The sequence below is a fragment of the Bradyrhizobium sp. USDA 4473 genome (genome assembly GCF_054063335.1).
Map to the genome: position 1 here is coordinate 2,634,386 of NZ_JBSSGE010000001.1, position 21,561 is coordinate 2,655,946.

Here is a 21,561-nt window from a genome sequence, read left to right on the forward strand (position 1 = left end):
GTGAATGCGGGCGCTTCCGGCGTGGTGGTGCCGTCGAACCGCCATGGGTCAGGAGGCCGGCTCTTTCTCCGAGAAGTGCATGCGTGAGCGGGCGAACTTCTTGACGCCCATCGGCTTGCCGAACAGGTAGCCCTGGACCTGATCGAAATCCATCTCATGCGCGGCGAGGAAGTCCGCGCGGGTCTCGACCCCCTGGGCGACGACCTGCGCGCCGCTGTCGTGGGCGAGCTCGACGACACGCCGGCACACCGTCTGCTTCAGGCGCTGATCGGCGCAGCCGGTGACGTATTGATGATCGACCTTGAGCTGAACGAACGGAAAATTCGGCAGTCCCAGCAAGGACGGCCAGTTGGCGCCGACATTGTCGATCGAGATGCCGATATTGTGCAGCCGCACGCGCCGCGCGACGTCGATCGCGAGATCCAGATTGTCGATGACCTCGGTGCTGTCGATCTCGATCAAGAGGCCGGCGAAGGCCGCATGGTCCGGAATCCGGTAGCAGAGCTCGCGTACCGCATCGTCATCGGCGAGAAACGAGATCGGCAGGTTGATCGAGAGATTGACCGGCCCGATCTGCTCGAGCAGATAACGCCAGTCCTCGATCGCGCGCGCGATCACGAATTCGGACAGCGCATGAAAATGCGGATCGCTTTCATCCGGAATGAAGTAGGCCGGCGGCACCACGCCCCATGCCGGATGGCGCATCCGGATCAGCGCCTCGGCACCGCTCGGGACCAGTGTCCGGAGATGGATTTTCTGCTGATACCACAGCTCGAGCCAGCCGGCCTTGAGCGCTTCGGGGACGTCGACGGCCGGGCTCGGCGCGGGCTCGAGCGGCAGCAGCGACGCAAGACTGTCACGCAGGGTTCCGGCGCTGAACGGGGTGGACAGTGCCGGCAGCATGGCGATGCCGTACTCATCGCCGATCTGCCGGACCGCCTTGACGATGATGGAGTCCGGTTGGCCGATCACGAGGACCTTGCCGCCGTAGTCCTTTCTCACCAAAGTCTCGAGAATTTTACTGACTTCGATGCCGTCCACGGACACCCCGAGCACCAGAAGATCGGGCCGTTCCGCGTCCAGCACGGTGTCAAGTTCCAGTGCCTGGCTGCATTCACTGGTGATGAAGCCGAGGTCGTCCAGCGCCTCCGCGAGGAAGGTCCGGAGGTGTTTTTTGCTGTCTGCAATGCATGCGCGAGGGGTCAGCTTGCGATGTCCGAACCAGCCGGCTCGTGCGTGTCCGATGTGACTGATGTGATTCATGCCCGCCTTGTCCGTAATTACCCCGGATTGACTCGTACATCCTGGAGCGGCGGCAATCATGGAAATTTCTGGTTCATACATTGATTGCCTCGCTAACCTTAAAGGATTCAATTCGAGTCAAATCACGTTGGAATCGCTGCATCTTGCCGCTGTCATGCGTGCAATAAATGCGTCATCTGACGTTCATCAGCGTGATCGTGGCCGAACTTGGGGCGACAACAGAAGCGTCGTGCGCGTGTTCCAATGGGAGACGCCGTTAATCACTGTGTTGCCGCTTCGAGATGAGCGCGAAGCTGCACCATTGTTGGACATCAGATTGCTTCGCGCGGCGCGATGTGAGTCCCTGCCGAGCAACGACGGCGAATCACAGATCTTGCGATGCGCATGCAGGTGAGCATGACGTCGCCGTTGGCGTTCGCAACGTCTCCGGCATCAACGCGCAGGAGCCGATCGGCAAACTGAAAGATCACGGTCGTGACCGCGAAGATCAGCAGCGGCTTGCACGTCAGCAGCGCGCAAAGGCCGGATGGCCGGTGATGCCGCGTGCCCTGCGCCTCCGCGACATCGTCCAGCCCGCGCGCGACCTGGTGATTGATGACAGCGTCGTGGCGATGCTGGCAAGCGCCATCGCCGCGAGCAGCCAGAACTCCATGACGGGACCAAACCAGAAGGCAGTGCCGCCGGCGATCGCGGCCACCGCATTGCCGGACGGCTGCAAGTGATACCTCGCGGGCGGGATCGCGCATCTCAAGCCGCTCGCCGGGCGCGAGTGCCCGCGCAGGTAAGGTGATGCTGCCGTCAGGGTTTTCCGCCGCGCATGCGTCATTTGGATGGGTTGACCCGGCGGGGGCGGGCGGCCAATTTCCGGCCCGGCTTAGGGGAGAATAATGCTCATGAATTCAAGGTTGATGGCTGCCGCGGTCGTGGCAGCCAGTGTTTTGTCCGCGCCCGTCGCACAGGCCGAGCAGTTCATTAACGTGCTCACAGGCGGCACCTCGGGCGTCTACTATCCGCTCGGCGTCGCGATCGGAAAGATCTACGGCGACAAGATCGCCGGCGCCAAGACCCAGGTGCAGGCGACCAAGGCCTCGGTCGAGAATCTGGTGCTGCTGCAGCAGGGTCGCGGCGAGATCGCCTTCACGCTCGGCGATTCGCTGAAAGCGGCCTGGGAAGGCGACGCTGAAGCCGGTTTCAAGACCAAGCTCGACAAGCTGCGCACCATCGGCGCGATCTATCCGAACTACATCCAGATCGTCGCAACCGCCGAAAGCGGCATCAAGACGCTGGCTGACCTGAAGGGCAAGAGCCTGTCGGTCGGCGCGCCGAAATCCGGCACCGAGCTCAACTCGCGCGCGATCCTCGCGGCCGCCGGCATGAGCTACAAGGATCTCGGCAAGGTCGAGTATCTGCCGTTCGCCGAATCGGTCGACCTGATGAAGAACCGCCAGCTCAGCGCCACGCTACAATCCGCCGGCCTCGGCGTTGCCTCGCTGAAGGATCTCTCGACCTCGAGCGAGATCACGGTCGTCGCCGTGCCGAAGGAGACCGTCGACAAGATCGGTCCTCCCTTCGTCTCGGTGATCATCCCGGCCAACACCTATACCGGTCAGGACAAGGATGTGCCGACGGCTGCGGTCGTGAACTACCTCGTCACCTCGAGCGCGGTGTCGGACGATCTCGCCTATCAGATGACCAAGCTGGTCTATGAATCGCTGCCGGAACTCGCCAACGCCCACGCCGCGGGCAAGGAGATCAAGCTCGAGGCCGCCGCGACCGGCAGCCCGGTGCCGCTGCATCCCGGCGCGATCCGCTTCTACAAGGAAAAGGGATTGATCAAGTAAGGCCGGACAAGCCGACCTCCACCGTCATTGCGAGGAGCCAACGGGTCGCGCGAATGCGCGCCCGATGACAGGCTCCGCGACGAAGCAATCCATTCGTTCCGCATGTGCCGAACGATGATTGCTTCGCGGAGCCTGTCATCCGGCGGTGCTTCGCGCCGGTGGTCGAGTTTTTTCTCGGTTTCGGGACAACGGCCAGGTAGCTATAAGCGCCGTGGGCACGGCGGGGGATTTCATTCAATGCAGCAGCAGATTGCGGGCGAGCAGCCCATCAAGGTTGAATTCGACAATTTCGAGCACGGCTTTCCGGAAGGTTTCGGCCCGGGCGGCTGGGGGCGTTTGGCCTATGCCATCGGGCTCGCCTTTGCGGTGTTCCAGCTCTACGTCGCGGCCTTCAACTACCTGCCGAGCCAGGTGGTGCGCGGCGTCCATGTCGGCTTCCTGATCCTCCTGACCTTCGGCCTGATCGGCAATTTCACCGCCAAGACCGATTTCGGCCGGGCGGTGAGCTGGATCGTCGGCGCGGCGGGCTTCCTCTGCGGGCTCTACCAGTGGATCTTCTATGCCGATTTGATCGCGCGCGACGGCGATCCGACCCAGATGGACCTCGCGGTCGGCACGCTGCTCGCGATCCTGATCTTCGAGGGCACGCGGCGGCTGATGGGCGCGGCGCTGCCGCTGATGTGCGGCGCCTGTCTGCTCTACTGGTTCTTCGGGCAGTACCTGCCGTCGCCGTTCAACCATCGCGGCTATGACTTCGACCAGATCGTCACGCATCTGTCGTTCGGCACCGAGGGCTTCTACGGCGTGCCGATCTACGTCTCGGCGACCTACATCTTCCTGTTCATCCTGTTCGGTTCGTTCCTCGAGCGGGCCGGCATGATCCAGCTGTTCACCGACGTCTCGCTCGGCCTGTTCGGCCGCACCCGCGGCGGCCCGGCCAAGGTCGCGGTGTTCGCCTCGGGCATGATGGGCACGATCTCGGGCTCCGGCGTCGCCAACGTCGTCACCGTCGGCCAGTTCACGATTCCCCTGATGGTCAAGTTCGGCTACCGCCGTGCGTTCGCCGCCGGCGTCGAGGCCACCGCCTCGATGGGCGGCCAGATCATGCCGCCGGTGATGGGCGCGGTCGCCTTCATCATGGCGGAGACGCTCGGCGTGCCCTATTCCGAGATCGTCAAGGCGGCGGTGATTCCGGCGATCCTGTATTTCGCCTCGGCATTCTGGATGGTGCATCTGGAAGCCGGCAAGCACGGCCTCGTCGGCATGAAGCGTTCGGAGATCCCGAGTGCCTGGAAGGCGCTGGTGGCGCGCTGGTACCTGGTGTTGCCGCTCGCAGCTTTGGTCTACATGCTGTTCGAAGGCTTCACGCCGCTCTATGCCGGCAGTATGGGGCTTGCGCTGACGGTCGCGCTGATCCTCGGCGCCAGCATCACGCTCGGCTTCTCCAACACCGTCGTGCGCTATATCTTCTGGATCGGCCTCGCGCTGGTGGTGGCCGCGGTGTCGCGCCACGGGCTCGAGATCGTGCCGGTCATGAGCGTCGTCGCCGGCCTGATCGCGATCGCGGCGATCACGCGCGGCGGCCGGGCCACGCTCCGGGCCTGCCGTGACTCGCTTGCCGACAGCGCCAAGTCGGCGCTGACCGTCGGCATGGCCTGCGCCATCGTCGGCACCATCATCGGCATGATGACGCAGACCGGCGTCGGCACCATCTTCGGCAGCTGGATCATCGGGCTCGGCGCCAAGAGCCTGTTCCTGGCGCTGATCATGACCATGCTGCTGTCGATCCTGCTCGGCACCGGCATCCCGACGATCCCGACCTACATCATCACCGCGGCGCTGGCCGCGCCTGCGCTCGCCAAGCTCGGCGTCCCCTTGATCGCAAGCCACATGTTTGCGTTCTACTACGGCATCATGGCCGACCTCTCGCCGCCGGTGGCCCTCGCAGCCCTCGCGGCTGCGCCGATCGCCAGGGAGAATCCGGACAAGATCGGCTGGGAGGCGATGCGGATCGCGCTGGCCGGCTACGTCATTCCCTTCATCTTCGTCTATTCGCCGGCGCTGATGTTGCAGGCCAATGATCCGATGGCCGCCCAGCTCGGCTTCTACGGCGCGGTGGCGCTGGCGACCTTCAAGGCGCTGGTGGCGATCGGATTGTTCGGCATCGTCGCGATCGGCTTCCTGTTCACGCGACTGAGCTTGATCGAGATCGTGGCTGCATTCGGCGCCGCGCTCTGCCTGCTCGGCGATTTCCGCTTCTCGGACACCGCGGGCTTCACGCTCGCGGCGGCGGTCGTGCTGTGGCAATGGCGGCAGCGTCCGCGCGATGCAGTGGCGGCGGCTTGAGCCTCTGCCTGGCGTCCGCCGGTGTCGTGAAGACGCTGTCGATTGCGGCCTTCACGCTGGCCTGGACGCATTCGATCGAGAAGACCGCCTGGCAGGAAGACTGGCACGTCACGCGGGCCGGGCTCGTGCTGCAGCAGGCACGCATCAAAGGCACCGGCGCCGGCATGGAGCCGCCGCCGGAGGCGCGCCTCGTCGACGGCTGGTTTCAATGGTCGCCGCGGCCGGTGCCGAGGCCGGCGGTCGTGCTCGGCAATTCCGGCGCCGCCGGCGAATGGCACTTATGCCATGCGGGACGCTGCCAGACGCTATCGGAGATTTTCGGACATCCGATCGGTGCTAATGTCACCACGATGAGTGTGTGTCGCGATCCGTAGCCCGGATGGAGCCAACGGGTCGCGCGAATGAGCGCCCGATGACAAGTCCGCGTAAGCCGGGGACGCTGTTCCCGGATTGCGCTTCGCTCCATCCGGGCTACAAGAACAACAACAAACGGGAGAAAGATCGATGGATCGGCTCAAGGGCAAGGTTGCGATGGTGGTCGGCGCGGGCTCGATCGGGCCCGGCTGGGGCAATGGCAAGGCGACCGCCGTCACCTTCGCGCGCGACGGCGCCGACGTGTTCTGCGTCGATCGCAATGGAGCGGCGGCCGAGGAGACGGTCAAGATCATCACCGAAGAGGGCGGCAAGGCGACGGCCTTCACTGCCGACGTCTCGCGCGCCAGCGAGGTCGAGGCGATGGTCGCGGCCTGTCTGAAGACCTATGGCCGCATCGACGTGCTCGACAACAATGTCGGCATCGCCGAGGTCGGCAGCGTGGTCGAGGTGGCAGAAGCCGAGTGGGATCGCGTGTTCGCGGTCAATCTCAAGAGCGCCTATCTGTCGATGAAGCACGTCATTCCGGTCATGATCAAGCAGGGAGGCGGCTCGATCATCAACATCTCCTCGATCGCCTCGATCCGCCATGTCGGCATTTCCTATGTCAGCTACAATGCCAGCAAGGCGGCGATGAACCAGATGACGCGCTCGACCGCGGTCGAGTTCGCCGCCAGGCATGTCCGCGTCAACGCGATCCTGCCCGGGCTGATGAAGACGCCGATGGTCGCGCATTCGGCGGGGCTGGCGCAGAGCTACGCCAAGGGCGATGTCGAGGCGATGTGGCGCGCCCGCGACGCGCAGGTGCCGATGGGGCACATGGGCGACGCCTGGGATGTCGCCAATGCCGCGCTGTTCCTCGCCTCGGACGAATCGAAATACGTGACCGGCATCGAGCTTGTGGTCGACGGCGGCATCACCTGCAAGTCGGGTGCCTGAGCAGCGAACCTTGCTTCACCTCGCCCCGCGTGCGGGGAGAGGTCGGAATGCATCGCTAGATGCATTCCGGGTGAGGGGGAGTCTCCGCAAATGCAACTATCGCCGGTTGCGCGGAGACAGCCCCTTACCCCAACCCTCTCCCCGTAAAGAACGGGGAGAGGGAGCGCAGTGCTGTCGCGGCGGCAGTTCCTAACCTCATCGCGCTTTACGCCTCGACGCTGAGTTCGGCGCGGTCGAGCTCTTCCTCGACCAGATGGAACGCGTCGTCGCCGATGGTCTCGGTGCCGCGCAGCTTGAGCAGCGCCTGGCGCGCGGCCGCGATGGCGCGGCGGCGCAGCGGATCGGCCGGCAACTCGCGCGAGAATAGGCCGCCGTCAGGATCGCTCTCGGCGCGCATCAGCACGGCGCGGTATTCGAGTCGCAGGATCTCGGCCTCTTCCGACGGATCCCCGTCGATCTCCTCGAGCGCGGCGCGAAACACCACGCCGCGGGCAAGGGCCGCCTCGCGTCCGACCGGATCGTCATCCTCGAAATTTAACGCCAGGATCAGCGGTCGCAGGGTCAGGCCTTGGATCACCAGCGTGCCGAGCACCACGGCAAATGCCGTGAGCAGGATCAGGTCGCGATACGGAAACCATTCGGGCAGCGCAAACGCCGCTGCCAGCGTGACGATGCCGCGCATGCCGCACCACGATACGATGAAGCCGCGCTTCGGGGTCGGCACCGCGTCCACCACATGCGCCGGCAGCCAGTCGCGTGCCTTCAGCGCGCGCAGAAGCGCGCCATAGGGCATCACCCAGACGATGCGGGCGAGGATCACGACGGCGAGGATCGCGGCGGCAAAGCTGCAATATTTCCACCGCACCTCGGCGTCGAGATCGGACCAGATCGGGCGCAGTTGCAGGCCGATCAGCATAAAGGCCAGCACGTTGAGCACGAACACCACGGTTTCCCACACCGCATAGGAGGACACGCGCAGCCGCGCCGAGGTGCGGGCCGGCGCGGTGCGGGCGATGGTGATCGCATAGGCGATGATGGTGAGAATGCCGGACAGCCCGAGATGCTCGGCTGTGATCCACACCATGAAGGTGCCGCCGAACTGCGTGATGATCGCGCTCGGCGCCTCGGTGATGCGGCGGGTGATCATCATCCAGACCCGCGCGAACAAATAGCCGGCGGCGAGGCTGCCGACCAGTGCGACCGCGATCGACGGCACGAACTCGCGGATCTTCATGTGCTCGGCGGCGACCAGGCCGACCGCAACCCGATAGATCAACAGCGAGGTGGCATCGTTGAGCAGGCTCTCGCCCTCGAGGATCTTCTGGATCCGGTACGGCAGGGTGACCTGGCGCAGGATCGCTGTGGCCGCGGCCGCGTCCGGCGGCGCCACGATGGCGCCGAGCGCGATTGCGACCGGCCAGGGCATATCCGGGCGCAGCCAATGCGCGGCCACGGCGACCGCCGCCGTCGTGACGCCGACCGCGACCACCACCAGCGTCGAGACCGGCAGCCAGTTGTTGCGGAGATCGCGCAGCGAGGTGTCGAACGCGGCATCGAGCAGCACGGGCGCCACGAACAGCGCCAGCGCCAATTCCGGTTCCAGCGCCCAGGTCGGCGCCCATGGCAGCAATGTCAACAGCACGCCGCCGATCGCCAGGAAGGTCGGGTAGGGCACCTTGATCCGCCGCGCCAGCGCCGACAGCGCCACCGCTGCGAGCAACAGGCCGATGATCCATTCGAACGTGAGCAAGACGAACCCCCAAAGTGCGGCGCGCGACCTGCAGCCGATCATCGCAATTGACGTATAATCCAGCGTGTGGTTTGGCGGCAATTGCTGCCGGACATCGGAGGCTGGCGGTTCAGGCGCGGGATGTCTTGTCGGTGATGGGAATGCGACGCAACTCTCCAAATCTGGCTATCGCGCTGATCTGCGCATGCCTGTCGGTCGCATCAGGCGTTGCGCACGCGACCGGCAGCGAGCCCGGCAAGGATGTGCAGGTCGATCCTGGCCCGTGCAATGCGGCTGCCGCGACCGATGACGACAAGATCATCGAGGCCTGCGGCGCGCTGATCGACAATGAGAAGGCGACGAAGCCGGATCGCATCAAGGCGCTTGTGGCGCGCGCGGGCGCCTATGACCGCAAGCAGATGATCGATCGCGCCATCGCCGATTACGACACTGTGCTCAAGTTGGATCCGTCGCTTGCCGATGCCCACAATGCGCGCGGCGAGCTGTGGCGTCGCAAGGGCGACCGGCCGAAGGCGATCATGGATTTCGGCGCCGCCGTCAAGCTCAACCCCGATCATGCTGCCGCCAAGGCCAACTACAAATCGCTGTCGCTGGAGCTGGAGCGGATCGGCGCCATGATGGCGGTCGCCGGCAAGCCGAGCTTCGATTGCCGCAAGGCGCGTCGGCCGGTGGAGAAGGCGATTTGTGCCGATCCCGCGCTTGCCGATCTCGATCGCGAGATCGGCGCGTCGACCTTCCGCGCGGTGCGCGAGGCAAAGGACCCGCGCCAGGCGCGCGAGCTGCAGCGCGATCAGGATCAGTTCGTCGCCCGCCGCAATGCCGAATTCGGCAAGCCGGGCTACGACCTGGGGAAGGCGATGCGCGAGCGGCTGCAACGGATCAATGGGGTTGACGGATACTAGATTCTTGCTTTGACGCGTTTTCTTCGCGCGAACTGGTAACCCATTTCGCTCGAAAACTACGGGTCGACCCGGCCGAAGGTCGCGGTCATTTCGGCTTGAATCGGCGCCACTTCCCGTGACAATGGTCGGCAAACGACGCGCGACCGCGCGAGGGAGAAACGCGATGAACGTCCAGCAGAGCCGGTATCATGAGGTGTATGCCCGCTCGCTTCGGGACCCCGACGATTTTTGGGCCCGAGGCAGCGCGCGAGATCGACTGGATCGAGCCGGCCAAGAAGATATTCGATCCCTCCATAGGCGCCTATGGACGCTGGTTCACCGGCGCCGTGGTCAACACCTGCTACAACGCGCTGGATCGCCATGTTGCGGGCGGCCGCGCCGACCAGGTTGCGCTGATCCACGATTCCCCGCTCACCAATTCGATCACCAAATTCACCTATTCCGAGCTCTTGAAGGAGGTGCAGACGCTCGCCGCTGTGATGCAGGATTTCGGCGTCACCAGGGGCGATCGCGTCATCCTCTATATGCCGATGGTGCCGGAGGCCGTGGTCGCGATGCTCGCCTGCGCGCGGATCGGTGCTGTGCACAGCGTGGTGTTCGGCGGCTTCGCGGCGAAGGAGCTCGCCACCCGGATCGACGACGCCAGGCCGAAGCTAATCTTCTCGGCGAGCTGCGGCATCGAGCCCGGCCGCATCGTGCAGTACAAGCCGCTGCTCGACGAGGCGATCCGGCTTGCCGGCGCCAAGCCCGAGACCTGCATCATCCTGCAGCGGCCGCAGCAGGCGTGCGAACTCACCGCGGGCCGCGATCATGATTGGGCGAGCTTGCGCCGCGTCGCGCTCGACGCCGGCAAGGCCGCGCCCTGCGTGCCGGTCGCCGCCACCGATCCGCTCTACATCCTCTACACCTCGGGCACGACAGGCATCCCGAAGGGCGTGGTGCGCGACAATGGCGGCCATCTCGTCGCGCTGAAATGGTCGATGGAAAATCTCTACGGCGTCAAGCCCGGCGAGATCTGGTGGTGCGGCTCCGACATCGGCTGGGTGGTCGGCCACTCCTACATCGTCTATGGCCCGCTGATCCATGGCGCCACCACCATCATGTATGAGGGCAAGCCGGTCGGCACGCCGGATGCCAGCGCGTTCTGGCGCGTGATCTCGGAGCACAAGGCGGTCGCGTTCTTCACTGCGCCGACCGCGTTCCGCGCGATCAAGAAGGAAGACCCGGAAGGCAAGCTGCTGAAGAGTTACGACCTCTCGCGCTTCCGCACCCTGTTCCTCGCCGGCGAGCGCGCCGATCCGCCGACGGTGGAATGGGCCGAGCAGCAGCTCAAGGTGCCTGTGATCGATCACTGGTGGCAGACCGAGACCGGCTGGTGCATCGCCGGCAATCCGGTGGGCTTGGGCATGCTGCCGGTCAGGCACGGCTCGCCGACGGTGCCGATGCCGGGCTATCAGGTCGACATCGTCGACGAGGCGGCAAAGCCGGTGCCTGCCGGCACCATGGGCTCGATCGTGATCAAGCTGCCGATGCCGCCGGCCTGCCTGCCGACGCTGTGGCAGCAGGACGATCGCTTCCGCGACGCCTATCTCTCGGAATTCCCCGGCTACTACAAGACCTCGGACGCCGGCTACAAGGATGCGGACGGCTATGTCTGGGTGATGGGCCGCACCGACGACATCATCAACGTCGCCGGTCACCGGCTCTCCACCGGCGGCATGGAGGAGATCCTCGCCTCGCATCCCGATGTCGCCGAATGCGCCGTGCTCGGCGTCAAGGATGCGATCAAGGGCGAGGTGCCCTGCGGCTTCCTGGTGCTGAAGGCCGGCGTGACCAAGGCGCCGGACCAGGTCGAGAAGGAGGTCGTGGCGCTGGTGCGCGAGAAGCTCGGCCCGGTCGCCGCCTTCAAGCTCGCGATCACTGTGGCGCGGCTGCCGAAGACCCGCTCCGGCAAGATCCTGCGCGGCACCATCAAGAAGATCGCCGACGGAGAGCCCTGGACCATGCCGGCGACGATCGAGGACCCGAAGGTGCTCGACGAGATCGGCGAGGCGCTGAAGGAGAAGACGTAATGCGCGTTGGTGGTGTGCTTTGCCGGCTTCCGGATAGACCACCCGTGTGAACCCCTTTCCCTGGCCCTCCCCGCATCCGCCTTCGTCAAGCGGCTTCGGCGGACAAGAGGGGGAGGGTGGGGAGAGGGGTGGCCCCGGGCGAGATGATCGATCAGGGCGCGAACCGCCAATCAGCCGGCGCCCCTCCGAAACGCATTTCGAAGCAAAACGGCCTTGATTTTGATGGATTGCCGGGTCATCCCGGCCGTCGACACCTCATTTGCCACGAGATACGGACCCACGGATGCGATCCATTTCCGCACGCGCGCCCCTTGCATTGCTGCTCGCCTTGCCGCTGCTGGCCGGCTGCCTCGAGCGCGGCCGATCGCCGATCGCGGAGAGCATGGGCGACGACGACCAATACTGCCAGGCCGGCGGCAAGGTCGCGGTCGGCTCGGCCGAATATGTCGCCTGCCGCAGGGATCGCGACGTCCAGCGCCAGAACGCTGAAGTCCGCTCCGACCGAAGGCAGCGCGATCTCGGCGAATATATGATGAACCATCCCGACGTGCATTAGGCGCCGGGCCGAATTCGCTTAAGCTATCGGTGCGCCGCCGTGCGATCATGCGCGGCGCTTTTGGATGAGATCAGGTCCTGTGCTTGTGGACGGCGAGCTCGCGTTGCAACGTGACAGGATCGGGGAGCTCGACGGGCTGCGCGCGATCGCGCTGCTGATCGTCGTCATCTGGCATTATTTCGGCACCCCGGACGGGCCGCAAGGCTGGCCGTGGAGACTGCTTCATGTCGGCCGCTTCGGCGTCGACCTGTTCTTCATCCTGTCCGGCTATCTCATCACGGACATCCTGCTGCGGCACCGCACGGCCGAGCGATACTATTCGGCGTTCTACGGCAGGCGGGCGTTCCGCATCTGGCCGCTCTATTATCTGATGTGCGCCGGCGCGCTGATCGGCTGGTCTTTGTCGTTCAGCCCTGACCTGTTCGACACCAGGGGGGTGCCCGGCTGGCTCTATCTGTTCGGCTTGCAGAATTTCGGTATGGCCAGGGCCCAGACTGACGGCGCCTACTTCCTGGCCGTGACCTGGTCGCTTGCGATCGAGGAGCAGTTCTATCTGCTGTTTCCGCTGCTGATCCGCAACATCCCGCCCGAGCGGCTGTTCGCGATCCTGCTGGTGCCGATCCTGATCTGCCCGATCGGGCGGCTGATCGATAGCGCAATGCCAGACGCCTATGGCTGGTACGTGCTGCCGCAGTTCAGGATCGATTCGCTGGCGATCGGCGCGCTGATCGCCTGGTGGCGCCTCTACCGCAAGCCGGACGCCGAAATCTCCGGCCTTGTTGTCCGCATCCTCAAATGGTCGAGCATGGCGCTGCCGCTGCTGTGGCTGTTCGGATGGAAGCGCTGGTCGGTGGCGTTCTCGCACACCCAGGTCGAGATCTTCTTCGGGGCTCTGCTGTTCGTCGTGCTGGAGCATCGCGGCTCGCCGCAACTCGCGATCCTGCGCAGCTCGGTCGCGAACTTCTTCGCCAGAACGTCCTATGCCGCGTACCTCATCCATCCCGTCGTCGTGTACCTGCTGTTCGCCGTGCTGCATCGGCCGCGAACGATCGAAAGCGTCGCCGGCATCTCGCTGACCTTCGCCGCGCTTGTCCTGACGTTTGGGCTGTGTGCGCTGAGCTACCGCTATTTCGAGCGGCCGCTGCTCGACTTCGCGCACCGGCGCTTCTCGTTCAACTAGCGAAAACAAAACGCGGCGGGTTCGCCCCGCCGCGTTTCGTAGTCCGCTCTTCGAACAGCGCAGTCCGCGCTTATTCTTCGTCGTCGTCGGGCTTCTTGCCGCCGATCGTCTTCAGCTTGGCGAACACGGCGTCGACGTTGAGATCGTCGTGCCGCTCGATTGGCTGATCGTCCAGCTCGTCCTTGCGCGTGGTCTCGGAGGCCGGCAGCAGCGTGGCGCCGCCGTAGACGGTCGTGGTCGGCTTCTCCTTGGCAGCGCGCTGCACCTCGAAATCGAGCTCGATCTGCGAGCACAGGCCGAGCGTCACCGGATCCATCGGGGTCAGCGTCGAGGCGTTCCAGTGGGTGCGGTCGCGCACGCTTGCGATCGTGGTCTTGGTGGTGCCGACCAGCCGCATGATCTGGGCGTCCTTCAACTCGGGGTGGTTGCGCACCAGCCAGAGGATCGCGCTCGGCCGCTCATGGCGGCGCGACACCGGGGTGTAGCGCGGGCCCTTCTTCTTGGCGGCGGTGGGCAGCACTACCTTGCTCTCCTGGAGCTTGAGCCGGTAGTTCTGGTCGCGTTCGCCGCGCTCGATCTCCTCGCGGGTCAGCTGGCCGTTGGAAATCGGGTCCATGCCCTTGATGCCCTGGGCGGCGTCGCCGTCGGCAATGGCGCGGACCTCAAGGGGGTGCATTTTGGTAAAATCGGCCACCTGATCGAAGGTCAGGGCGGTATTGTCGACCAACCACACGGCAGTCGCCTTCGGCATCAGCGGTGCGTTGCTCATGGCAAATCTCCTTTGTGCTTCGCCCACCTCTGTCGAGGCGAAGCTGGTAGTCATCGGCGATGACGGGAATTATAGGGCCTATATAAGCCCTCAGGGGGGAATGGCGCAATGGGCCAGCAAAATCGCCTTGACAGCGCCCGAAAGCAGTCCCAAGTCCTTACTCTAACTGGCCGTTCCCCGTCCGCCCGACGAGGGGTGATTCGGTCCCGAAATTGCCCCCAAAAGACAGCCCCGAGACCAGCTCGATGTCAGCGAAAAAACCCGATCTCAAAATCGTGCTTTGTTCCCCCCGCGGCTTTTGCGCCGGGGTGGTCCGCGCCATCGACACCGTCGAACGGGCGCTCACCATTTATGGCGCCCCGGTCTATGTCCGGCACGAGATCGTCCATAACAAGTATGTGGTGGACAGTCTAAAGACCAAAGGCGCCATTTTCGTCGAGGAACTGTCCGAAATCCCCGACGAAACCAACGCCCCGGTGGTGTTTTCGGCCCATGGCGTTCCGAAATCGGTTCCGGCCGAGGCCAAATCCCGCAATTTCTTCTCGCTGGATGCGACCTGCCCGCTGGTGACCAAGGTCCACCGCGAGGCGGCGATCCATTTCAAGCGCGGCCGCGAGATCCTCTTGATCGGGCATTCCCATCACCCCGAAGTGGTCGGTACGCTGGGCCAGCTGCCCGAAGGCGCCGTGACCCTGATCGAGACCGCCGAGGATGCCAAGACCTTCGTGCCGAAGGACCCCGACAACCTCGCCTTCGTGACCCAGACCACGCTGTCGATCGACGACACCGCGGAGATCGTGGCGCTGCTCAAGGAGCGCTTCCCGAACGTCAACGGCCCGCACAAGGAAGACATCTGCTACGCCACCACCAACCGCCAGCTTGCGGTGAAGAAGGTGGCGCCGGTGGTCGATGCCCTGATCGTGGTCGGCGCGCCGAACTCGTCGAATTCGCAGCGCCTGCGCGAGGTCGCCGAGCGCGAGGGCTGCCCGATTGCGATTCTTGCCCAACGCGCCAGCGACATCGACTGGGATCGCTTCGAAGGCATCACGAGCCTCGGCATCACCGCGGGCGCTTCTGCCCCGGAGGTGATCGTCGAGGAGATCATGGGCGCCTTCGCCGAGCGTTATGAACTGCACGTGGAGACGGTCTCGGCCGCGGAAGAGAACGAGTTCTTCCCGCTGCCGCGTTCGCTGCGGCCCGACGCTGCCGCGGCGGAATAGACCATATGGCGGTCTACACCGACGTTGCCGCCGAAGACCTCGCGGAATTCCTCAAGAGCTACGACATCGGCGAACTGCTCTCCTACAAGGGCATCGCCGAGGGCGTCGAGAATTCGAACTTCCTGCTGCACACCAGCCAGGGCGCCTATATCCTCACGCTCTATGAGAAGCGCGTGGCGGAGGACGACCTGCCGTATTTCCTGTCGCTGATGGCGCATCTCGCCGCGCGCGGCGTGTCGTGCCCGCAGCCGGCGCGCAACCGCAAGGGCGAGGTGACGAGCCGGCTCGCCGGCCGGCCGGCGGCGATCATCAACTTCCTCGAGGGCGTGTGGCCGCGCAAGCCGAACGTGGTGCATTGCTCCGGCGTCGGCGAGGCGCTGGCGAAGATGCATCTCGCCGGTGCCGACTTTCCGCTGGTGCGCACCAACCCGCTGTCGGTGTCCGGCTGGCGGCCGCTGTTCGCGCTCTCAGCTGCGCGGGCCGACGGCGTGCAGGCCGGGCTGCACGACTTCATCGCGCGCGAGCTCGATCATCTCGAGGCTTCGTGGCCGGCGGATCTGCCGGTCGGCGTGATCCATGCCGATCTGTTTCCGGACAACGTGTTCTTCCTCGGCGACAGGCTGTCGGGCCTGATCGACTTCCCGTTCGCCTGCAACGACATCCTGGCCTACGACGTCGCGATCTGCCTCAACGCCTGGTGCTTCGAGCCGGATCATTCCTTCAACGTCACCAAGGCGCGTACGCTGCTCAAGGCCTATGGCCGCGAGCGGCCGTTGTCGGCGGCGGAAGAGGCCGCGCTGCCGCTGCTCGCGCGCGGCGCTGCGATGCGCTTCCTGCTGACCCGGCTGGTCGACTTCCTCAACGTGCCCGAAGGCGCGCTGGTGCAGCCGAAGGATCCGCTGGAATACGTCCGCAAGCTGCGCTTCCAGCAGAATGTCGCGAGCCTGAACGATTACGGCATCACGCCCGCGGGATGCGCGGCGTGAGCGACAAGCCGCATGTGACTGTTTTCACCGATGGTGCCTGCTCCGGAAATCCCGGCCCGGGCGGTTGGGGCGCGATCCTGCGGTTCGGCGATGTCGAGAAGGAGTTGAAGGGCGGCGAGCCGCACACCACCAACAACCGCATGGAGCTGATGGCGGCGATCTCGGCGCTGGAAGCCCTGAAGAAGCCCTGCGTGGTCGACCTCACCACCGACAGCCAATATGTCCGTCAGGGCATCACCGGCTGGATCCACGGCTGGAAGCGCAACGGCTGGCGCACCGCCGACAAGAAGCCGGTCAAGAATGTCGAGCTGTGGCAGCGCCTCGATGCCGCGCTGAAGCCGCATGAGGTGCGCTGGCACTGGATCAAGGGCCATGCCGGCCACACGGAGAACGAACGCGCCGACGAGCTGGCGCGGGAAGGCGTGGCGATGGCGAGGTTGAAGACGTAAGGCGCAGGACCTCTGCGCAGTCATTCCGGGATGGCGCGCTAGCGCCAGACCCGGAATCTCGAAATTCCGGGTTCGGTGCTGTCGCACCGCCCCGGAATGACGATGAGAACTACAGCTGCCCGAGCAGCGTGTCGCCGCCGGAGACTTCGACCTTGCCCGGAGCCGGCTCCTTGTTGAGCTTCTTCACCACGCCGTCCTCGACCAGCATCGAGTAGCGGTGGGAACGGATGCCGAGGCCGTTGCCGGAGGCGTCGAGCTCCATGCCGATCGCCTTGGTGAAGTCGGCATTGCCGTCGGCCAGGAAAACCGCCTCGTCGCGCTGGTCGGTGTCGCGCTTCCAGGCGTTCATCACGAAGGCGTCGTTGACCGAGACGATCGCGATGGTGTCGACGCCCTTGTTCTTGATGGCATAGGCGTTGAGAAAGATGCTCGGCAGGTGCATCTTGTGGCAGGTGCCGGTGTAGGCGCCGGGCACCGCGAACAGGGCGACCTTCTTGCCCTTGAAAATGTCGTCGGTGGTTTTGACCTGCGGACCCTCGGCGGTCATCACGCGAAACTTGGTTTCCGGCAGCTTGTCGCCAACATTGATCGTCATCGTCATTCTCCCTCGGTGAAGCGGAACTGTCTTAGACCCGGCGCTCGGACGGCACAATACGAGCTGCTGCGGGAACGGCAATGCCGAACCGCGGTCACCGTTCCGTCATCAGCGCATGATCCGGAAAAGCGCGAAGCGGTTTTCCGAAACGATCATGCCCGAACAAGAATCTAAAGCGCGATGACGTTCCAGCCCGATCTCATCGCGCTTTAGCCGGAAAACCCGCCGGCATCGAGGAAAGCCCGCTCCTCGGCGGTCGTTTCCCGGCCCAGGACGGCATTCCGGTGCGGGAAGCGTCCGAACCGGCGGATGATGTCGGCGTGGTCCTCGGCGTATTTCAGATTATCGGGATGGCAGTCGTATTGCCGGAACAGGGCCACGCAGCGCTCCTGGTCAGCGAGCTCCTCCGAATGCTCGAACGGCAGATAGAGGAATTCCCGCAGCACCGGGTCGGTCCGCGCATCGACGCCGCGGTCGATGGCGCGGCTTGCCACCTCGCGCGCCAGCGCATCGCTTGAGAAGGTCCTGGCGTCGCCGCGAAACAGGTTGCGCGGAAACTGGTCGAGCACGATGGTCAACGCGAGCGTGCCCTGGTCGCTCGTCTCCCATGACGACAATCCGCCGCCAGCCGCCTTCTGCCAGGTGGCGAGAAAGCGGCTGCGGATGTCGGCGTCGAAGGCGTCATCGCGCGTGTACCAGCGGTCGCGGCCGGCGTCTCGCCAGAACGCGATGATTTCGGCAGGCGTCGCGATGCCGGCGTCAGTCATGTCCGTCCAACGCTCGCCATACCTGACTCTTGTTTGAGCATGATCCTATCCGGAAAACCGCTTCGCACTCTTCCGGATCATGCTCTAGGCCGCAGCCTTCTTCTCGTCGCGCAATTCGCGGCGCAGGATCTTGCCGACATTGGTCTTCGGCAAATCGGTCCTGAACTCGATCTGCTTCGGCACCTTGTAGGCGGTGAGCTGGGTGGCGCTGAACTTGATGATGTCCTCCGCCGTGACGTTCGGATCCTTCTTGACCACGAACGCCTTCACCGCCTCGCCGGACTTGGCATCGGGCACGCCGATCACGGCGCATTCCAGCACGCCCGGATGGCTCGCGATCACTTCCTCGATCTCGTTCGGATAGACGTTGAAGCCGGAGACCAGGATCATGTCCTTCTTGCGGTCGACGATCTTGGTATAGCCCTTCTCGTCCATCACGCCGATGTCGCCGGTGCGGAAATAGCCGTCCGCGGTCATCACGCGCGCGGTCTCGTCCGGCCTGTTCCAGTAGCCTGACATCACCTGCGGGCCCTTGGCGCAGATCTCGCCGGCCTCGCCGATCGGCAGCTCGTTGCCGTCGTCGTCGCGGATCGAGAGCCAGGTCGACGGGACCGGAAGGCCGATCGTTCCGGAGAATTCCTCGATCGTGGCGGGATTGCACGTCAGGGTCGGCGACGTCTCCGACAGGCCATAGCCTTCCGACAACGCGATGCCCGTGACCTTCAGCCATTTCTCGGCGACCGGCCTCTGCGTCGCCATGCCGCCGCCATTGGCGATCTTCAGCTTGGAGAAGTCGAGCTTGTCGAATCCGGGCGTGTTCAACAGGCCATTGTAGAGCGTGTTGACCGCCGGGAAGAAGCTGACCTGGTACTTCGACAGTTCCTTGACGAAGCCCGCCATGTCGCGCGGATTCGGAATCAGCAGATTGGTGCCGCCGGCCCGCATGCCGAGCAGATAGCAGGCGGTGAGCGCGAAGACGTGATAGAGCGGCAGCGCGCAGACGATGACCATCTGCTCGACGATCGGCGGCTTCGCCAGCGCCGGTTGCAGCCAGGCGTCGTTCTGCAGCACGTTGGCCAGGATGTTGCGGTGGAGCAGGGTCGCGCCCTTGGAAACGCCGGTGGTGCCGCCGGTATATTGCAGGAAGGCGACATCATCGAGCGTCAGCACAGGCTTGTTGAGCCTGGCCGCGCGGCCGGCCGATAGCGCCTCGTTGAAGCCGACGGCGCCCGGGATCGACCAGGCCGGCACCATCTTCTTTACCCGGCGCACCACCAGGTTGACGATCACGCCCTTGAAGCCGAGCAGGTCGCCCATGCTGCCGACGATGACGTGCTTGACCGAGGTGTTGGGAAGCACCTTCTGCACCGTGGTGGCGAAGTTCTCCAGCACGATGATCGCCTCGGCGCCGGAATCCTTCAGCTGGTGCTCGAGCTCGCGCGGCGTGTAGAGCGGATTGACGTTGACCACGGCATAGCCGGCGCGCAGCACGGCAGCGGTCGCGACCGGATATTGCAGCACGTTCGGCATCATCAGCGCGACCCGCGCGCCCTTTTGCAGGCCCTTGCTTTGCAGATAGGCGCCGAGCGCCGTCGACATCTCGTCGAGCTCGCGATAGGTGATCGCCTTGTCCATGCAGATGAACGCCTTGCGATCGGCGAACTTCTTGAAGCTCTCTTCCAGCAATTCGACCAGCGACGAATATTGCGTGACGTCGATATCGGCAGGCACGCCGGCCGGATAATGCTTGAGCCAGATGCGCTCCATGTTGGTCTATCCCCTCTCTCAAATTTGGCTGATGTCCCGGATTGTTTCCGGGTTTCTCGACCCTCGGCCGTATTATTCTTGGTCGCGGTATTTCAGGCAGTATTGAGCGATGCCGCGGCCGATGGCAAGCCGCTGCGCGCTATCGACGCATTGGGAGATGGAGGGCGGTCGCCCTGCTAGCCCGCCGGCTTGGCGTCGGCTTTCGGCTTGTCGGCAGCTTTCGGCTTCGCAGCAGGCTTTGCCGCCGCCGGCTTGCCGGTAGGCTTTGCGGCGGCAGGCTTGTCCACGGCCGGCTTCGCAGCTGCGGTATCGGGCTTGGTGTCGGGCTTGGCGTTGGCGTGGCGCACGGGCTTGGCTGCCGGCTTGCTGTCCGATTTGGCCGCGCTCTTGGCGTCGCCCTTCGCGTCATCGGCCGCATCGGGCTTCTTGCCCGCGACGCGACTGTGCTTGCCCTTGCCGCGCTTGACCGCCGGCTGCAGCTTCTCGGTGTCGGCCTCGACCGCGGCGATCAGCGCAGCGCCGGTCTTGGTCGGCCCGGTATAGACCACGACCGGCTCGGAGGCCGCCGCCGGCTGTGCCAGCAGGTCGGCCGGTTTGGTCGGCATCGCGGCTTGCAGGCCCGACGCGAAGAAGCTCACGCCGCCGTCGCCATTGGTGCTCGCGCCTCCGGCGCTGGCGATGGTGTCTTCGCCATCCTCGTCGCTGGCTGGCCGCTTGTGTTTGGGGCCGCACATCTCCTCGCGCAGGTTCGGCGGCGTGGAATCGATCGGCACCAGATTGTCGACGGTGCCGAGCGAGGGCCGCAGCCACGCCAGCCCGTTATTGGCAAAGCCGCGATCCAAAAGCTGCGCGGCGCGGATCGCGCGCATGCGGCCGGAGGAGGCGCCGAGCACCACGGCGATCAGCCGCTTGCCGTCGCGCGTCGCCGAGGCCACCAGATTGTAGCCGGAGGCGCAGATGAAGCCGGTCTTGAAGCCGTCGGCGCCGGGATAGCGGCCGATCAGCTTGTTGAAGTTCTGGGTGATGCGGCGGCCGAACCGGATCGAGGGGATGTGGACGAAATACTCGTATTCCGGCAGGTCACGGATGATGGCGCGGGCGAGGATCGCCATGTCGCGCGCCGAGGTGATCTGGCCGTCGGCCGGCAGGCCGTTCGGGTTGACGTAGCTGGTCTGCGTCATGCCGAGCTTGTGCGCGGCATCGTTCATCATCCCGGCAAAGCCGTCGATCGAACCGCCGATGCCTTCGGCCAGCACCACGGCCATGTCGTTCGCCGACTTCACCAGCATCATCTTCAGCGCGTTGTCGACGGTGACCTGGGTTCCGGGCCGCAGGCCCATCTTCGAGGGCGACTGCGAGGCGGCGTTCGGCGACACCGTGAGCAGCGTGTCGAGCGAGACGCGGCCGTCCTTGACCGCCTTCAGCGTCACATAGGCGGTCATCAACTTGCTGAGCGAAGCCGGATACCACGGCATCGTCGCGTTGTCGGCCTGCAGCACCTTTCCAGTATCGGCCTCGACGACCAGCAGCGCTTCGGCTTGTGCGATCTGCGGCGTTGCGATGGCGAACATCGCGACGGCCAGAATCCATTTCAACGATGGGCGCAGCGGGCGAGGAAAATGCACGAATCCGGTTCCGGTCCTTTGAGACCCGCCTTCAAAAAAGGAGGTCTTGCGATTGCGACGTACGGGTTTCAAGCGTGTCCGGCGCCGCGTTGCGGCGACGCAAACCCTATACCGGCTTGCCAGCAGAGAACAGAGGCCGGTGAATTATATCGTGGACGAAAT

Annotated in this window: 18 protein-coding genes and 1 pseudogene; 12 read left to right on the plus strand and 7 right to left on the minus strand. The window is 64.8% G+C overall.

Annotated elements, in window-relative coordinates; translation table 11 throughout:
- Nucleotides 1-48: 48 nt before the first annotated feature.
- Nucleotides 49-1,263, minus strand: coding sequence for an EAL domain-containing protein (locus ACVW17_RS12310; RefSeq protein ID WP_456797163.1), 1,215 nt, complete (start codon nucleotides 1,261-1,263; stop codon nucleotides 49-51).
- 281 nt (nucleotides 1,264-1,544) lie between these two features.
- Here ACVW17_RS12310 and ACVW17_RS12315 point away from each other — a divergent pair, with 281 nt between their 5' ends.
- From ACVW17_RS12315 to ACVW17_RS12335, 5 genes are all read left to right on the plus strand, one after another.
- Entirely contained in the window at nucleotides 1,545-1,985 is a 441-nt protein-coding gene (locus ACVW17_RS12315; protein ID WP_456797164.1) for a hypothetical protein, read from the plus strand.
- 171 nt (nucleotides 1,986-2,156) lie between these two features.
- The gene (locus tag ACVW17_RS12320; protein WP_456752138.1) at nucleotides 2,157-3,104 is read left to right on the plus strand and encodes a TAXI family TRAP transporter solute-binding subunit; all 948 of its coding nucleotides are present in this window, start codon (nucleotides 2,157-2,159) and stop codon (nucleotides 3,102-3,104) included.
- 237 nt (nucleotides 3,105-3,341) lie between these two features.
- Complete coding sequence (locus ACVW17_RS12325) at nucleotides 3,342-5,450, plus strand: TRAP transporter permease (protein WP_456797165.1); 2,109 nt, start codon at nucleotides 3,342-3,344, stop codon at nucleotides 5,448-5,450.
- Nucleotides 5,411-5,824, plus strand: coding sequence for a DUF1850 domain-containing protein (locus ACVW17_RS12330; protein WP_456797166.1), 414 nt, complete (start codon nucleotides 5,411-5,413; stop codon nucleotides 5,822-5,824). The genes ACVW17_RS12325 and ACVW17_RS12330 overlap by 40 nt, the downstream gene beginning before the upstream one ends.
- Before the next feature lie 130 nt (nucleotides 5,825-5,954).
- Complete coding sequence (locus tag ACVW17_RS12335) at nucleotides 5,955-6,761, plus strand: SDR family NAD(P)-dependent oxidoreductase (protein WP_456797167.1); 807 nt, start codon at nucleotides 5,955-5,957, stop codon at nucleotides 6,759-6,761.
- Between the two features lie 205 nt (nucleotides 6,762-6,966).
- On the opposite strand, the gene ACVW17_RS12340 is transcribed toward ACVW17_RS12335, so the two are convergent.
- Nucleotides 6,967-8,511: a cation:proton antiporter gene (locus tag ACVW17_RS12340; RefSeq protein WP_456797168.1), complete on the minus strand. Its 1,545-nt coding sequence runs from the start codon at nucleotides 8,509-8,511 to the stop codon at nucleotides 6,967-6,969.
- A gap of 140 nt (nucleotides 8,512-8,651) precedes the next feature.
- On the opposite strand from ACVW17_RS12340, the gene ACVW17_RS12345 reads away from it, so the two are divergent.
- The 4 genes and pseudogenes from ACVW17_RS12345 (at nucleotide 8,652) to ACVW17_RS12360 (ending at nucleotide 13,221) form a co-directional block, all read left to right on the plus strand.
- The gene (locus ACVW17_RS12345; protein ID WP_456752142.1) at nucleotides 8,652-9,413 is read left to right on the plus strand and encodes a hypothetical protein; all 762 of its coding nucleotides are present in this window, start codon (nucleotides 8,652-8,654) and stop codon (nucleotides 9,411-9,413) included.
- A 163-nt stretch (nucleotides 9,414-9,576) separates the two neighbouring features.
- Nucleotides 9,577-11,485: pseudogene (locus ACVW17_RS12350) on the plus strand (propionyl-CoA synthetase).
- A gap of 283 nt (nucleotides 11,486-11,768) precedes the next feature.
- Nucleotides 11,769-12,041, plus strand: a complete 273-nt coding sequence (locus ACVW17_RS12355) for a hypothetical protein (protein ID WP_456752144.1) — start codon at nucleotides 11,769-11,771, stop codon at nucleotides 12,039-12,041.
- 64 nt (nucleotides 12,042-12,105) lie between these two features.
- Entirely contained in the window at nucleotides 12,106-13,221 is a 1,116-nt protein-coding gene (locus tag ACVW17_RS12360; RefSeq protein ID WP_456752145.1) for an acyltransferase family protein, read from the plus strand.
- Nucleotides 13,222-13,291: 70 nt separating this feature from the next.
- Here the strand turns inward: ACVW17_RS12360 and ACVW17_RS12365 are convergent, their stop codons facing one another.
- Nucleotides 13,292-13,990 (minus strand): DUF1013 domain-containing protein, encoded by a 699-nt coding sequence (locus ACVW17_RS12365; RefSeq protein ID WP_456752146.1) that lies wholly within the window; start codon nucleotides 13,988-13,990, stop codon nucleotides 13,292-13,294.
- Between the two features lie 245 nt (nucleotides 13,991-14,235).
- Between ACVW17_RS12365 and ispH the strand changes: the two genes are divergently transcribed.
- From ispH to rnhA, 3 genes are read left to right on the plus strand one after another with little or no spacing between them, the layout of a single operon-like run.
- Nucleotides 14,236-15,210: a 4-hydroxy-3-methylbut-2-enyl diphosphate reductase gene (ispH, locus tag ACVW17_RS12370; protein WP_456752147.1), complete on the plus strand. Its 975-nt coding sequence runs from the start codon at nucleotides 14,236-14,238 to the stop codon at nucleotides 15,208-15,210.
- A gap of 5 nt (nucleotides 15,211-15,215) precedes the next feature.
- Nucleotides 15,216-16,196, plus strand: a complete 981-nt coding sequence (locus ACVW17_RS12375) for a homoserine kinase (protein WP_456752148.1) — start codon at nucleotides 15,216-15,218, stop codon at nucleotides 16,194-16,196.
- Nucleotides 16,184-16,645, plus strand: a complete 462-nt coding sequence (gene rnhA / locus ACVW17_RS12380; protein ID WP_456752149.1) for a ribonuclease HI — start codon at nucleotides 16,184-16,186, stop codon at nucleotides 16,643-16,645. The genes ACVW17_RS12375 and rnhA overlap by 13 nt, the downstream gene beginning before the upstream one ends.
- A gap of 109 nt (nucleotides 16,646-16,754) precedes the next feature.
- On the opposite strand, the gene ACVW17_RS12385 is transcribed toward rnhA, so the two are convergent.
- From ACVW17_RS12385 to ACVW17_RS12400, 4 genes are all read right to left on the minus strand, one after another.
- On the minus strand, nucleotides 16,755-17,240 hold the full coding sequence (locus ACVW17_RS12385) for a redoxin family protein (protein WP_456752150.1): 486 nt from the start codon (nucleotides 17,238-17,240) through the stop codon (nucleotides 16,755-16,757).
- A gap of 209 nt (nucleotides 17,241-17,449) precedes the next feature.
- Nucleotides 17,450-18,007 carry a DUF924 family protein gene (locus ACVW17_RS12390; protein WP_456752151.1) on the minus strand — a complete coding sequence of 186 codons (558 nt, stop codon included), beginning with the start codon at nucleotides 18,005-18,007 and terminating at the stop codon, nucleotides 17,450-17,452.
- 84 nt (nucleotides 18,008-18,091) lie between these two features.
- Nucleotides 18,092-19,774, minus strand: a complete 1,683-nt coding sequence (locus tag ACVW17_RS12395; RefSeq protein WP_456752152.1) for a long-chain-fatty-acid--CoA ligase — start codon at nucleotides 19,772-19,774, stop codon at nucleotides 18,092-18,094.
- Nucleotides 19,775-19,950: 176 nt separating this feature from the next.
- Nucleotides 19,951-21,399, minus strand: a complete 1,449-nt coding sequence (locus ACVW17_RS12400; protein WP_456752153.1) for a D-alanyl-D-alanine carboxypeptidase family protein — start codon at nucleotides 21,397-21,399, stop codon at nucleotides 19,951-19,953.
- Nucleotides 21,400-21,561 lie beyond the last annotated feature (162 nt).